Consider the following 15,661-nt stretch of genomic DNA (forward strand, 5'->3'; position numbering starts at 1 on the left):
TAAAACCAAATTATATAGCATGAAAATAACAGTAGTAGGTGCTGGTGCTGTTGGCGCCACCTGTGCAGATAACATTGCACGGAAAGAATTAGCAGAGGAACTAGTTTTATTAGATATTAAAGAGGGTTTTGCAGAAGGTAAAGCCATTGATATGATGCAAACGGCAACATTGCTGGGCTTTGACACTAAAATTAAAGGCGTAACCAACGATTATAGCCAAACGGCTGGTTCGGCGGTAGCGGTAATTACTTCTGGTTTGCCCCGTAAACCTGGGATGACCCGCGAAGAGCTAATTGGCATTAACGCGGGCATTGTAAAAGGTGTTGCCGAGAACATCCTGAAATATTCTCCTGATGCGATCATCATTGTGATTAGTAACCCGATGGATACGATGACTTATTTGGCACTTAAATCGTTGGGATTACCTAAAAACAGAATTATTGGCATGGGCGGTACTTTGGACAGCTCACGTTTTAAATATTATTTGAGCCAAGCACTAAATTGCAACCCTAACGATTTACAAGGCTTTGTAGTGGGCGGTCACGGCGATACCACCATGATTCCTTTAACAAGATATGCCACTTACCAAAGTTTACCTGTAACCGATTTATTGGATGAGGCCACTTTGGAAAAAGTAGCGGCTGATACCATGGTTGGTGGTGCTACGTTAACTGGCTTATTGGGTACTTCGGCTTGGTATGCACCTGGTGCTGCTGGCGCGGCATTGGTTGAAGCCATTGTAAGGGACGAAAAGAAACTATTCACCTGCTGTGTTGCGCTTGAGGGCGAGTATGGTCAGAATGATATTTGCTTGGGCGTCCCAGTAATTATTGGGAAAAATGGTTGGGAAAAAATCATTGACTATAAATTAAACGAGAAGGAACAGGCTATTTTTAACAAAAGTGCTGATGCTGTACGCAACATGAACAGTGTATTGGCAGAAATGAAGTTAGTTTAATTAGGTTAACTGATGAATTGTGTTAATTGTTTAATCGTCTTCGAAAAACAATTAACCTTCTAAACAACTAAACGATTAATCTAGAAATGAGAACAATTTCAGTTCCTTTAATTTTAGTGAACTTACAAGATAACGGTTTCCACATTTTAGTGGAAATTGTTGTTTTTGGGGAGAAACGATTTGCGGTAGTTGACACTGGGGCCTCACGTTCGGTTTTTGACAAAGGCCTAGTAGAAAAACACATCGAGCATTTGCACGAAAATGAAGAACAACAAGCGGCCACCATTTTTAGCAGCGCTACCACTTTGGTAGGTACCATTCCCCTGCTGCAAATAGGAAAGTTAAAGTTACCCAATTATGAAACGGTAGCGATCGACCTGCAAAGCGTTTCGGATACTTATATCCAAATGGGGCAACCTTCTATTGCTGGAATTATTGGTGGTGATATTTTAATGCAGTTTAACTGCAAAATTGATTACCAGAAAAGGGTATTGAGATTTTATAAAGATTAACATCACCTAACATTGGCAGTAATTAAAAATTCTTAATGTCCCTTAATTTCTTAATGGTTTAATACAAATTTGATAATGCAAAAAATAATCATGTTCGTGATGCTGAATTTTATTTCGGCACTAGGGTTCTCCCAAGGAATAAAAATCATAGACAAACCCATCACCTATGATTCGACTCGGGTTAGGCTATCTCTCGAATATTTGAAAGAAAGACATGGCATAGTCCAAAAAACACCAACCATACAACCCAAAATAATTGTGTTGCATTGGACGGCGGCTAAAACTTTCTCTTCTACTTTTAATGCTTTCAATTCGGCGAAACTCCCTAATGGCGATAGAAAAGATATTGCCAAAGTAAGTAGTTTAAACACTTCATCACAGTACCTAATTGATAGAGATGGCACCATTTATAGGCTCATGCCCGATAATTATTTAGCTCGTCATGTAATTGGTTTAAACTACTGTGCCATTGGGGTAGAAAATGTAGGCAGTGCCGATTTTCCACTTACCGATGCCCAGCTAAAAGCAAATGAGGAATTGGTAAGATACCTCGCCAAGAAATACAAAATTGAATACCTGATTGGCCATTACGAATACACCAAATTTAAAGGAACTTCTTTATGGAAGGAAACCAACCCCGACTATCAAACAGGTAAAAATGACCCAGGGGTAGATTTCATGCAAAAGGTTAGAGCAAATGTTAAAGATTTGAATTTAAAGGGAGCTCCTGCAAAGTAAAAAGCTAGTAGGTAATTCATTGTAAATTTCATTAACTTTAAACTAAATCAAACAAATAAAAGCATGAAATTTTTAAAAATCTTCTTGGTGGTAGTCGTTGTACTCATTGCCATTTTTTTCATTGGAGGCTTATTCCTTCCCAAAACCTACTCGGTAAGCAGGTCTATTGACATTGCAGCAAAAGACACCGTGGTGTACAAAAACATTGCTGACTTTAACAATTTCCTACAATGGAACCCTTGGTATAAAATGGAGCCAACGGCAAAAACTACCATTAGTGGCACACCAGAGCAACCAGACCACTTGTATCAATGGGTAGGTAAAGAAACTGGTGAAGGTCAAATGAAAATTACTTCAGTGAAACCTGTAGAAGAGGTTAAAATAGAATTGAAATTCATCAAGCCTTTTGAGAGCTTGGCCAATACACAATTTAATCTAAACAAGAATACCGACTCAACCACCAAAGTAACTTGGACCATGAGCGGAGAAAACAACATGATCAGCAAATGGATGTGCGTTTTTATGAGTATGGATTCGATGATTGGTAAAGATTTTGAAGACGGCCTAAAATCTCTGAAAGAAAAATCAGAAAAGAAATAAATTGATCTTTAAAACATTAAGCCCTGCTCTAACAAAGCGGGGCTTTTTTATTTATCCAATTTAAAACCTTTTACGATTTATGCTGTTAGTTAACGAACGGTAAAATTTCTGCCGATTTTCAAATAATATTTTTTTATCTGCTTTTTTTTAAACTATTTGCCCTTGATGAATTTATTACTAGTTGAAGATGAACCTAATGTGGTATCCGTGGTGGTACGTGGTTTGGCTGCCGAAGGATTTAACGTGAGTGTGGCTCCTGACGGAAATACGGGAGAAAAAATGGCCCTAACCAATCATTTCGACCTCATCATTTTAGACATTATGCTACCAGGTATTAATGGACTAGAACTTTGTAAAATCATCAAAAAAGAAAAACCTAATGTGCCTATTATTATGCTTACGGCATTAGGCAGCACAGAAAATGTTGTAGCTGGTCTTGATAATGGTGCCGACGATTATTTGATTAAACCTTTTAAGTTTGCTGAGCTTTTTGCTCGCATCAGAATGCTACTCCGCAGATATAACGGTTCGGTAAATCCAGATCAGGTGATCAACATTAGCGATCTACAAATTAACCTTACGGCAAAAAACGTAAAACGTGGTGACCAAGAAATTACGTTGACGGCAACAGAGTACAGGCTTCTCGAATTTTTGGCAAAAAATAAATCAAAGATTCTTTCCAGAATTGATATTTTAGAAAATGTTTGGGATATAGATTTTAACTTAGGCACCAATGTAGTGGATGTCTATGTGAATTATCTACGTAAAAAAATAGACAAAAATAGCGATCAAAAACTGATACATACCGCCGTGGGGTTGGGTTATGTAATGAAAGAAGCCTAATGCACATAGCCAAGAAAATCACTTTACTATTTGCCATTTTATCCGCCGTTATCATTTCCTTGTTAAGTGGCTTTGTTTGGTATTTCTCCAATGAATTTGCTTTTGAAGATTTTTACAAACGTTTAGAAGCAAGGGTAAATATTGCCGCCCAAATTAAATTGGTAGAAGATGAGAACAACGAAGCATATTCTAAAATGCGCAGGCAGTATTTGGAACACTTACCCTCGGAAAAGGAATATGTACTTAAAGCAGACACCAACACACATCCTACTGTTGACACGGATGATGTACTGCCTAAAATCTTTTACGACCGCATTAAGGATGGTAAAATGGCTCGTTATCGTAAAGAAAACCACTTTTACGCAGGCAAATATTTTGAAATCAACAAGCAGGGCTACATTGTAATTATTGCAGCCAATGACCCCTTTGGTTTCCGTGAGCTCAAAGACCTTCAAAAAATCCTAATCGCTGGCTTTTTCCTTTCCATCATTCTTTCCTTTATTGTAGGTTGGAAATTTTCTCACTACACGCTTGAACCTCTTAGGAACATCATTAAGAGTATGAAGAAGATCAAAGCCGAAAACCTACATCTACGCTTGGATGTAAAAAGTTATGGTGGGGATGAAATGTCTGAATTGGCACAAACCTTCAACAATATGCTCAACAGGCTCGAAACGGCTTTTGAAACACAAAACAATTTCATCAGTAATGCTTCACACGAGTTAAGAACCCCTCTTACCATCATCAGCGGTGAGGTGGAATTGGCCATGGCTGCAGAAATGGGTTCCAAAGAACATATACAGGCTTTAGGCAAAATCAAAAGTGAAGCAGATCGATTGGAGCATATTTTAACGAGCTTATTAGGATTGGCACAATCTGGCTTTAATGGAAAAGTACAGCCTCGTGAAGAAGTAAGAATGGACGAACTGCTTTGGGAAATTAAGGATGCCGTTTCTCAAGTACATCCCGAAAGCAAAATAGAACTGGATTTGAATAAGCTTCCAGAAGATGAAGCCGCAGTGACCTTAAAAGCTAATAAAAACTTACTAAAGCTGGCCATCACTAATATTGTAAGCAATGCCTGTAAATATTCGGATTTTAAACCCGTTAGTGTCAAGCTCGAAAGCAACAACAATTTACTGTCCATCGCCGTAGTTGATCAAGGAATTGGTATTCCTCAGGACGACATCCAGCACATCTTTGAACCCTTTTTTAGGGCTTCTAATACCAATAACTTTAAAGGTTATGGCATTGGCTTGCCTCTATCGTTAAATATCATCAGATTACACCGCGGTAGTATCGGCATTAAAACACAGGAAGGCCTGGGAACCGAAATTAAGGTGATGCTGCCCATAAATTAAAATTCTAATCTCATTCTAATCTCGTTCTTAAACGGCTATAATTTCTCTGCCCTAATATTGTATTAAATATTTATTTATTCATTTAACAATAAGGGTTATGAAAAGAGTATTAGTTCCAACAGATTTCAATGTAGAAAGTACCAAAATAATTGACGCCATTGCTTTACACCAAGGGTTAGAAGAAGTAACCGTTATCTTTTTACACGCTTTCAAATTATCAGACTCTATTACAGATATGTTAATGTTAAGCAGAAGGAGCCGCGATTATGAATATATCAGTGATGAATTCAATCAGAAAATAGATTCGTACACTGCCAAATATCACAATAAGATTAAAGGTATTGGTATTGAATTCTTTTACGGAAGTACCGCAGCAGCTTTTAGAAACTTAATAGAGGGTTTACAAATTGACTTGGTGGTATATCCACAACGCTACAATTTCGCTCCAATTAACAAATATAGTATCGACCCTAAGTATTTAACCACCCGTTGCGGTTGCCAAGTACTTGAACTTGATACCGATGTAATAGCCAAAGAGCAAGAGCTTTTCGAAACCAAAATGCAACCAGAAAAAGTTGCTAGAACGATTAGTGCTTAGACTCATATCATTAACATTTTAAAAACCCAATATCATGCTGTTACGAAAAAACATACCTATTACCTACATATTTGGGAAAATTAAACAAGAACTAATTTTCGTTGTAATATATTCGGTAGCAGTGGTGGTACTTTATCACAACTTCCACTTTACACGTATATCTATTCCCATTGCAGTGCCTGCATTATTAGGTACCATTATCTCGTTGCTATTAGCCTTTAGGTCTAACCAAGCTTACGACAGGTGGTGGGAAGCCAGAATTTTATGGGGTGCCATTGTAAACGATTCGAGGTCTTTGGCCAGACAAATCATGTCTTTTGTAGATAGTCCTTATGCTTCAGAAGAAGTAGATGCATTTAAAAATAGGTTTATCAAACGACAAATTGCCTGGTGCTACGCTTTAAGCCAATCCCTAAGAGGCTACAGTTCTTCTAAAGGTTTAGAGCGCTATTTGACGGCTGAGGAATTCGCTTATATTAAGAGACAGAACAACGTTACTATGGCTTTGTTGGAATTACATGCCATGGACTTAAAAAAGGCCTTACAGGAAGGTTGGATCAACAAATATCAGCAAATTGAATTAGATAAGACCCTTAATGCACTATGTAACCACATGGGTGGATGTGAGCGAATTAAGAAAACCATTTTCCCTGTCACTTATAGCAAGTACATCCACATGTCGATCTTCCTATTCATCATGATGTTGCCTTTTGGTTTGATCGAGTACTTCGGATTTATGGAAATCCCTGTGGTTATTTCTATCTCGGTATTCTTTTTATTGGTAGAGAAAATGGCGGTTCATTTGCAAGATCCATTTGAGAATAAACCTACCGATACACCCACCACTACTATTTGCAGAACCATAGAAAAAGACCTATGCCAAATGCTTGACGACCATAAGCTCTTCGAAGACAAGGCCCATGTAGATATGGCTCCAGTAGGCTCTTATTATATCCTATAGAAAAACTTTCTTAGTGTTTGTTTTTTATCAAATCAGGTAGCCCTCCGAAGCGTAATGCTGGAGGGCTTATTTTTTTGTATCATTTTTTGATGGGGAGATTTTTTTATTCAGTAAATAAAATGTCCAACCTATTTTCAAATAAAAAACCCTCCTCTACGTCGTGCAGAGAAGGGCTTAATTTTATATTTGGTTTTAAAGAGAGACTAAGCGTCAATTTTCGCGTATTTCGCATTACGCTCAATGAACTCTCTACGTGGTGCAACCTCATCCCCCATTAACATAGAGAAAGTATGGTCACATTCCGCAGCATTTTCAATGGTTGCTTGTAATAGGATACGGCGAGCAGGATCTAAAGTAGTTTCCCACAATTGCTCTGCGTTCATCTCACCCAAACCTTTATAACGTTGTACGTGTACACTGTCTTCTTTACCAGCACCTTTTAAACGCTGTACCGCAGCATCACGCTGAGCATCATTCCAAGCGTATTCAAAATCTTTACCTTTTTTCACTTGATAAAGTGGTGGCGCAGCAATATAAACATAACCGGCTTCAATTAACGGCTTCATATAACGGAAGAAGAATGTTAGAATCAACGTGGTAATGTGCGATCCGTCGATATCAGCATCCGTCATGATTACGATTTTGTGATAACGTAATTTGGCAAGATTTAAAGCTTTATCGTCATCTTCTGTACCAATGCTTACGCCCAGGGCAGTAAACATATTCTTGATCTCGTCGTTCTCGTAAATCTTATGCTCCATCGCTTTCTCCACGTTTAGGATTTTACCTTTTAATGGAAGAATAGCTTGGTAGTTACGATCACGACCTTGTTTAGCGGTACCACCCGCCGAGTCACCCTCAACAAGAAAGATTTCGCATTTTTCTGGATCGCTATCAGAACAATCGGCTAGTTTACCTGGCAAGCCAGAACCACCCATTACGCTCTTACGTTGAACCATTTCACGAGCTTTACGAGCAGCTGCTCTAGCTGTAGCAGCTAAAATCACCTTATTGATGATCATTTTAGCTTCTTTCGGGTTTTCCTCTAGGTAGTTCCCTAAAGCTTCACCTACCGCCACATCAACCGCTCCCATTACCTCAGAGTTACCCAACTTGGTTTTGGTTTGCCCTTCAAATTGTGGTTCCTGAACTTTAACAGAAACTACCGCCGTTAAACCTTCTCTAAAGTCATCACCAGTAATTTCCATCTTAAGGTTCTTTAACAAACCTGATTTATCGGCATATGCTTTTAAAGTACGTGTCAAACCACGACGGAAACCAGCAATGTGCGTACCTCCTTCGTGAGTATTAATGTTGTTCACATACGAATGTACATTTTCAGAATAGCTATCGTTATATTGAAAAGCCAATTCTACTGGGATTCCATTTTTAATCCCCTCAATGTAAATAGGTTCTGGCAAAAACGAAGCCCTTGTACCGTCCAAAAAGGCAACAAATTCTTTCAAACCACCATCAGAATGGAAAACTTCTTGAAAAAAGCTTCCGTCGTCCAATTTTTCACGCTCGTCCGTCAAGGTCAAAGTAATCCCCTTATTCAAGAAAGCAAGCTCACGTAAACGACTAGCTAAAGTATCATATTTATACTCTGTAGTTTGCGTAAAAATGGTTGGATCTGGACTAAAAGTTACAATGGTTCCTCTTTTATCAGTAGTACCCACTTCTTTTACATCGTACTGCGGAACACCTATTTCGTATTCCTGCATCCAAATTTTGCCTTCACGGTGTACTTCTGCTTTCAGGTGTGTAGATAATGCGTTAACGCAACTTACCCCTACACCGTGTAAACCACCAGAAACTTTGTAAGTGTCTTTATCGAATTTACCACCAGCGTGCAAAACGGTCATTACAATTTCTAATGCCGATTTATTTTCTTTGGTATTGATACCAGTTGGGATACCACGACCGTTATCTTCAACCCTAATAGAGTTACCTTCTAAAATATTCACGTAGATGGTATCAGCATGACCGGCTAAAGCCTCATCAATAGAGTTATCTACGACTTCATAAACCAAATGGTGCAAACCTTTAACCCCTGTATCACCAATATACATCGAAGGACGCTTACGAACGGCTTCTAAACCTTCTAAAACCTGTATATTATCGGCGGAATAATTTGACTTTGGATCTTTTTCTTCGCTCATAATTTATGTAAAAATTAAAGATTCAAAAATACGCAATTTTTATGGATTTTTGGGCATTGTGGATAACTATTCCAGTGTTAAAATCATCTAGAAAGTGTCACAATTTCATCGACTTAAGAAAGCATTTTCTCAGTTTTAAAAAAGCACATTTTAATGAACTAAATGGTTTAATAAGTGCCTAGTTTTAGGATGTTCGGATTTGATTTTTATATTTGCTAAAATTTAGAAGGACAGAATGAAACTAAACACAGTAAAATTTAGCGGATTAGCTACTGCAATTGCCATCGTTTCTGTGATGAGCGCTTGTGGAAACAAAGAAACCAAAACTGAAAGCACTGCGGCTAAAACAACCGTAAGCGTAGATGCCAACAAGGATAAAATTGTATTTGTAGACTCGGATTCATTATTGAACCAATACGAGTACTTTAAAGTATTGAAAACCAAAATGGAAGCAAAAGGAAAAGCTGCCGATGCAGACCTTAAAGCAAAAGGACAAGCTTTCCAACGCGACATGCAACAATACCAATCGCAAGCGAACAGCATGACTGCTGAACAAAGAGCTGCAACGGAAGAAAGATTGGGTCGTAAACAACAAGAATTACAAGCTTACCAACAAAACGCCGGTGCGGCTTTCCAAAACGAACAAGCAAAAGAGCAAGAAGCGCTTTACAACAAAGTAGCTGATTTCCTTAAAACTTATGCTAAAGAAAAAGGCTATAAAATGGTATTGAAATACCAAAAAGGCATGGGCGATATCCTTTTTGCGGATGAAAGCTTAGATGTAACTAGCGAAGTAATTAAAGGCTTAAACGAAGCTTACAACAAAGAGAAAAAATAATCTTTGATGATAAAATATTTAAAAGTCTCGCAATTGCGGGACTTTTTTTTTGCAAAATATTTTAAAAAATTATAAATTAGGTTCTACCTATGGAACCACGTCAAAAATTATTTTGGGAGATCAAGTCTCTCCTGTTAGATGCATTTGCTAACCGCATAGAAACCAACGACAGCAATGGGTCATTCATTGGCATAAAAGATACTTTTTTTTGGATGGCTAGCAATCCCGACAGCTTATTGGTTGGTTTTGATCATTACCATGTAAATTACAGCAACAGCGATATTGAAAAAGATCCAAACCAAGTCTATGAGTTATTTTTTAAACTATTAACCAATAGGATAAGGATAACCAGGTATTTTAAAGGAAATCAAATGTTTAAAATAATCTCTGAAATTGAAATTGATGATCATAATTTTGAGGAACTGTTCAATGTACGAGCTCTACTTCGTCAGTATTGGAAAAAAACTAGAAAAGAAATAGAATTTATACCAAAAATAATCGAAAAAGCTACCCTGCAGGATTATAAAGATAGACATACCTAGTTTTCATTTTATTCAACAGCTTAGCTATAAGCATTAACTTTCTGTAACATCTTTTAACTTTTGCACCTCTAACTTGTTGTAAATCCTACGACATGGACAAATATCAACAACAAGTAGCATTAGAACTCCAGTTTTGGAAGCTGGAAGTGATGAAAAAACCGTCGCTAGTAGGAAATATTGCGACTAAGGTACAAGGTAAAATCAATAGCTATATTCCCCAGAAAGTACATCATGTCATTACAGAAACCATTAAGCAAATGGTAAAAGCGGTATTGTTTGGTTCTGAAATTACAAGCTCCAATTTATCGCCAAAAGAAATGAGCTTGCTCCATAAAGAGGCTTTGGTAAAATCAAAAATAGACAGCTATTGTAAAACAGGAGCTGCTGAGGGCGGTATTACTGGTGCTGGTGGCTTTTTAATGAGCATGGCTGATTTCCCGATATTGATAGCCATTAAAATTAAATTGTTATATGAAATAGCGGCACTTTATGGGTACGATGCCAGTGATTTTAGAGAACGGTTATACATCCTGCACATCTTTCAGTTAGCTTTTTCGAGTAAAAAAGGTTCACAAAAAGTGTTGGAACAAATGGAAAATTGGGATAAGAAACTTTTCTTACTACCCGAAAATGGTGATCAGTTTGATTGGCAGACTTTTCAACAGGAATACCGTGATTATATTGATTTAGCGAAATTGGCCCAACTGCTTCCCGTAGTGGGCGCAGCTGTAGGTGCTGTAGCCAATTACCAGCTCATTAAAAAGCTAGGCAAAACAGCGATGATGAGTTATAGGATGCGGAAATTCAATAATGAGATGATTAGATAATGTGATGACGGGACAAACTGTATAGGCTTCCTTAATTAATACCTACCAAACGTAAAGTTTTAGTCGGGCTACAACATTAAAGCCTTTAACTTTCAACTCTTAACTTAAAAACGTACCTTTGCGGCTTATTTTTCAGCAACATGATTTCAGTTTCAAACCTATCGTTACGTTACGGAAAACGTACACTATTTGAGGACGTTAACCTAAAATTCACCCACGGCAATTGCTATGGCGTAATTGGCGCAAATGGCGCAGGTAAATCTACCTTTATGAAGATTTTATCTGGTGACGTACAGCAAACTAGCGGTTCGGTGGCTTTTACTCCAGGCGAACGTATGGCAGTACTTAAGCAAAACCACTACGAATTTGATGAATTTCCAGTAATTGAAACCGTAATGATGGGCCACAAGCAATTGTACGATATCATGAAGGAAAAAGACGCCATCTACATGAAGGAAGATTTTACCGAAAAAGATGGCGAGCGTGCTGGAGAATTGGAAAATCTATTCGCTGAGATGGACGGCTGGAACATGGAAAGCAATGCCGCAACCATGTTGAGCAACTTGGGCATCAAAGAAGAATTTCACCATAAGCTATTGAAAGAATTAGATGGTAACCAAAAAGTACGCGTGTTATTGGCACAAGCTTTATTTGGCAACCCTGATATTTTATTACTGGATGAGCCTACCAACGACTTGGACATTGACACCATTGCTTGGTTGGAAAATTTCCTAGCCGATTATCAGAACATCGTATTAGTAGTAAGTCACGATAGGCACTTTTTAGATGCGGTTTGTACGCACATTGTAGATATTGATTTTAGTAAAATGAGCATCTACACTGGTAACTACAGCTTCTGGTACGAAAGTAGCCAATTAGCGTTGAAACAACGTTCAGACCAAAACAAGAAGTTAGAAGATAAGGTAAAAGAATTACAGGAATTTATCCGCAGGTTTAGTGCAAACGCTTCTAAATCTAAGCAAGCAACGTCACGTAAAAAAGCTTTGGATAAAATTGATATTTCTGAAATCAAAGCCTCTAGCCGTAAGTATCCTGCCATTATGTTCAACAACAATGGTGCTCGTGAAGCTGGAGATCAAATTTTACAGGTAGAGAAATTAAGTAAAACTGTTAACGGCGAAGTAATGTTCAAAGACATCAACTTCATGGTAAACAAAGGTGATAAAATTGCGATTCTCTCTCAGAACAGCCTAGCTACCACAGCTTTTTACAATGTATTAAACGGTACTGATAAAGACTACACTGGCGAATTTAAGTTTGGGGTAACCATTAGCATTGCCGATATTCCTAATGACAATACCGAGTTTTTTGCTAACAAAGATGAAAATTTGGTAGACTGGCTACGTGAGTATTCTGGAACTGATGCTGACGAGCAATTTGTGCGCAGTTTCTTAGGCCGTATGCTATTCTCTGGTGAAGAAGTGATGAAAAACGTAAAAGTACTTTCGGGAGGCGAGAAAATGCGCTGCATGTTCTCCAGAATGATGTTGCAACAAGCAAATTTCTTATTGTTCGACGAACCAACCAACCACTTGGATTTGGAATCGATCACGGCATTAAACAACGGGATGAAAGATTTTAAAGGCACGATGTTGCTTACTTCGCGAGATCACGCCTTAACTGAGTCGGTTGCCAATCGCATTATTGAAATTACTCCAAAAGGAATGATTGATAAACTGATGACTTATGATGATTACATTAACAGTGCGGATGTGGCAAAGTTGAGAGAAGAAATGTATAAATAATCAAAATTTTAGACTAATAAAAAAAGCCCCGAAATTCGGGGCTTTTTTCGTTTGCTTGGTTATAAATATTTTATGGATTAAACGCTAATGAAACATAGTACATTGCTCCAACTTCCGGATTACCATAAGAAGTGATATAGTACTTGTTCAAGATGTTTGAACCCCCAATTTTAACTACTGAATTTACCGAAGGAACTTTCAAATTCACCTGGGCATCTACAGTGCCAAATGCTGGCACTTCGCCGCCTGCAAATGATGAGAACCAAATGAATTTGTCTTGCCAACGATAGTTTACATTGAAACCTACATTTTTAAATACTTCACGGTTGCTTAAACCAAGGTTGTAACGAATTTCTGGGGTGTTGAAATCGTTGTTATACTCCGCAGGCAAATCGCCAATTTTATTATAAGAAACGTTACCAGAGAAAGTATATTTACCCGTTACGTAGTCTAAACCAAAAGCACCTCCCCAAGTTTTAACTTTACCTGTTGCATTTACTGGCACGCCAAACTTAGTAAAGGCTGTTCCGTTCAATTGATATACGTTTACAGCAGTGATGAAATCCTTATATTGATTATAGAAACCATAGATATCCAATAAGAAGTTTGATCCTAGCAAGCCTTTATAACCTAATTCGTAAGCCGTTACACTTTCTGGGCGAACACCTCTAGGGTCAAAGCTATATTGTACCAAAGGACCAGTACCAGCTACTGCTTGTCTATAACTTACTTCGGTATAAGGTTTGTTGCTAAGCAAACTATATTTATTTAAGAACTCAGGAATACCTCCTATTAAACGTTGGCTACCACCACCAACGGCCAAATCAATATATTGATTTTGAGTAGTTGGATTACGGAAACCTGTTTGGAAAGACGCTCTAATATTAGAGTTTTTAGCTACCGTCCATACACCAGTAACACGTGGTGTAAAACGGCCTTCAAAGTTTTGGCTCTTATCAAAACGACCTGCTACCGTCAATTTAAACGCTTCTCCAAATTTCTTACCTAACTGACCAAAAGCAGCATATTCATCAATATCAATCTCTCTATTCAAATCATCAAAAATAGTACCTCCTGAGTTTAAATCAAATCGACGAGCAGAAGCTCCCACTTGAAATTCTACCACATTATTAAACAACTTAGAAAAGTTGTACATCCCTTCGTAATGATAAAGGTTTGATTTATCATTAAACTTGGCACCATATACTCCAGTAGCCAAGTTGGTTTGACTGATGTAAGTATTTTTAATTTGTTGTGCATAATTTTCGTACTGGGTTGAACCTGGCATCACTCTACCTGCATCAGCAGCAGAACGAGCAGCAGCATGAGCTTGTGCTTCAGTTACCGCAGGATTTAATCTAGCACCTACATAAGTACCAATGTACTGTGGCAACCAAGCAGTAGAGGATTTATCTTTCTCGCTAATATATGCACCTAGAATTGATGAAATGTAAGAATCTCCTGAACGCTCTTGAGTGGTATATCCTCGGATGTAAAAATCTTCTCCTTTCAATTCTAACTTATACAAACCAATGTTAAAATTTCTTAAAGAATAACGATCTGAACCAGTATAAACAGAAGTTCCCGTACCCCAATTTGCTTGCGCAGTTAATTGAATAGTAGGCGTAAAGTTGTAATATAATCCGCCAGACATTTTAAGGGATTTTGTATCATAGTCTACTAAATCCATCTCGTTGTAACCTGTTCTGGTAATATTCTGATTTGGCAAAACACCAGGATTACGCTGAGCATAATAAAAAGGCAAATATTGATTAGTTACCGCAGCTCTAAGTGGCGCAGGAACGTTAGCATTAATAAAACCTATGTAGTTTGCATATGGGGTACCAGCTGGCAAATTATTAAGTACTGTCTGTGGATTAAACAATCCTCCTGATGCATTAAGAATTGCTTGCCTAGCACCTAATTCAACTGTATTGTTGGTAGCACGCATGTTGTATGATGTTTCATCTCCATACACGTTAACACCGTCATATGCAGGATCTGATTGACGATTACCAGCTTTGGGCATATTGCTTGCTCTATCGAAATTTGATTGATTAGTACCAAACCAATCTTTAGCTTGCAAGAACGAAAAAGCAAATTTAGCACCGAATTTATTATTCCAGCTTTTCGCCATTCTTACGTCCAATTGATTAAAAGGTTGAGCCGAAGAATTGTTATCATTTACGTGGTTAACACCAGTTTTAAATTGAAAACTAACGCCTGGATATTTAAATGGATCTTTTGAAGTCATTAACAATGTACCGCTGATACCGCCTGCGCCATATAAGGCAGATGAAGCGCCTGGCAATAATTCAACATTATCTACATCAAGCTCTGTAATACCAACAATATTACCTACAGAAAAGTTCAAACCTGGTGCTTGGTTATCCATTCCATCAATTAACTGATTGAAACGAGTATTACCATTGGCGTTGAAACCACGGGTGTTGTACGATCTAAAAGTTAAACTTTGAGTACTCATCTCCACTCCTTTAATGTTTTGGATGGCATCATAAAAAGATGGTGCTGCAATTTCCCTGATTTGGGCAGCCCCCATGCGTTCAATAGTTACTGGAGATTCTAAAATACGCTCTGGTGTTCTTGATGCTGAAACCACCACCTCTTGACCTAAAATAGCGCCAGATTCTAACTCAAAGCTCAAATTAGTCGAAGAGCCCGTAATCTCTCTCTCAACTGTATTGAAACCTACAAACGTTACAGAAAGTGTAAACGGAGGTTTTTCTGTAGTCGTGAAAGAAAATTTACCATTTTGGTCGGTAGAAGAACCTATCGTTTTTCCCTTCACTGTTACACTTACCCCTGGAATTGGCTCTTTAGTTAGTTTATCGGTTACAGTACCGCTAACTACAATACTCTGCGCAATGGCTGCGAACCCTGTCCACAGCAAAACACAAAGCACAAGAAATACTTTAGTAATAGTTTTGTTCATAC

14 protein-coding genes are annotated in these 15,661 nt (G+C 38.0%); 12 read left to right on the forward strand and 2 right to left on the reverse strand.

All coding sequences use genetic code 11. The features are described 5' to 3' along the window. Positions 1–19 precede the first annotated feature (19 nt). The 8 genes from mdh to DUT70_RS08600 all read left to right on the forward strand — a co-directional run bounded on the left by mdh (position 20) and on the right by DUT70_RS08600 (position 6,571). Positions 20–958, forward strand: a complete 939-nt coding sequence (gene mdh / locus DUT70_RS08565; RefSeq protein ID WP_113646912.1) for a malate dehydrogenase — start codon at positions 20–22, stop codon at positions 956–958. Positions 959–1,044: 86 nt separating this feature from the next. After that, positions 1,045–1,470, forward strand: coding sequence for an aspartyl protease family protein (locus tag DUT70_RS08570; protein WP_113646913.1), 426 nt, complete (start codon positions 1,045–1,047; stop codon positions 1,468–1,470). A 75-nt stretch (positions 1,471–1,545) separates the two neighbouring features. After that, positions 1,546–2,208 carry a peptidoglycan recognition protein family protein gene (locus DUT70_RS08575; RefSeq protein ID WP_113646914.1) on the forward strand — a complete coding sequence of 221 codons (663 nt, stop codon included), beginning with the start codon at positions 1,546–1,548 and terminating at the stop codon, positions 2,206–2,208. 63 nt (positions 2,209–2,271) lie between these two features. Continuing rightward, entirely contained in the window at positions 2,272–2,808 is a 537-nt protein-coding gene (locus DUT70_RS08580; RefSeq protein ID WP_113646915.1) for an SRPBCC family protein, read from the forward strand. A gap of 165 nt (positions 2,809–2,973) precedes the next feature. After that, positions 2,974–3,651 (forward strand): response regulator transcription factor, encoded by a 678-nt coding sequence (locus tag DUT70_RS08585; protein ID WP_113646916.1) that lies wholly within the window; start codon positions 2,974–2,976, stop codon positions 3,649–3,651. Further along, complete coding sequence (locus DUT70_RS08590; RefSeq protein WP_113646917.1) at positions 3,651–5,012, forward strand: sensor histidine kinase; 1,362 nt, start codon at positions 3,651–3,653, stop codon at positions 5,010–5,012. The genes DUT70_RS08585 and DUT70_RS08590 overlap by 1 nt, the downstream gene beginning before the upstream one ends. A gap of 97 nt (positions 5,013–5,109) precedes the next feature. Beyond that, positions 5,110–5,610 carry a universal stress protein gene (locus DUT70_RS08595; RefSeq protein ID WP_113646918.1) on the forward strand — a complete coding sequence of 167 codons (501 nt, stop codon included), beginning with the start codon at positions 5,110–5,112 and terminating at the stop codon, positions 5,608–5,610. 34 nt (positions 5,611–5,644) lie between these two features. Further along, a complete protein-coding gene (locus DUT70_RS08600; RefSeq protein ID WP_113646919.1) occupies positions 5,645–6,571 on the forward strand; it encodes a bestrophin family protein in 927 nt (308 codons plus the stop codon). Between the two features lie 203 nt (positions 6,572–6,774). Here DUT70_RS08600 and gyrB read toward each other — a convergent pair whose 3' ends face one another. Further along, entirely contained in the window at positions 6,775–8,733 is a 1,959-nt protein-coding gene (gene gyrB, locus DUT70_RS08605) for a DNA topoisomerase (ATP-hydrolyzing) subunit B (protein ID WP_113646920.1), read from the reverse strand. 235 nt (positions 8,734–8,968) lie between these two features. Here gyrB and DUT70_RS08610 point away from each other — a divergent pair, with 235 nt between their 5' ends. The 4 genes from DUT70_RS08610 (at position 8,969) to DUT70_RS08625 (ending at position 12,706) form a co-directional block, all read left to right on the forward strand. Then, positions 8,969–9,571, forward strand: a complete 603-nt coding sequence (locus DUT70_RS08610; protein ID WP_113646921.1) for an OmpH family outer membrane protein — start codon at positions 8,969–8,971, stop codon at positions 9,569–9,571. Between the two features lie 89 nt (positions 9,572–9,660). Next, positions 9,661–10,113, forward strand: coding sequence for a hypothetical protein (locus DUT70_RS08615; protein ID WP_113646922.1), 453 nt, complete (start codon positions 9,661–9,663; stop codon positions 10,111–10,113). A gap of 92 nt (positions 10,114–10,205) precedes the next feature. Beyond that, positions 10,206–10,940, forward strand: coding sequence for an EcsC family protein (locus DUT70_RS08620; protein ID WP_113646923.1), 735 nt, complete (start codon positions 10,206–10,208; stop codon positions 10,938–10,940). A 140-nt stretch (positions 10,941–11,080) separates the two neighbouring features. Next, positions 11,081–12,706 (forward strand): ABC-F family ATP-binding cassette domain-containing protein, encoded by a 1,626-nt coding sequence (locus tag DUT70_RS08625; protein WP_113646924.1) that lies wholly within the window; start codon positions 11,081–11,083, stop codon positions 12,704–12,706. A gap of 70 nt (positions 12,707–12,776) precedes the next feature. Here DUT70_RS08625 and DUT70_RS08630 read toward each other — a convergent pair whose 3' ends face one another. Continuing rightward, a complete protein-coding gene (locus DUT70_RS08630; RefSeq protein WP_113646925.1) occupies positions 12,777–15,659 on the reverse strand; it encodes a TonB-dependent receptor in 2,883 nt (960 codons plus the stop codon). Positions 15,660–15,661: the final 2 nt, after the last annotated feature.

This window comes from Pedobacter chitinilyticus (assembly GCF_003313385.1).
In the GTDB taxonomy this organism is placed as follows: Bacteria; Bacteroidota; Bacteroidia; order Sphingobacteriales; family Sphingobacteriaceae; genus Pedobacter; species Pedobacter chitinilyticus.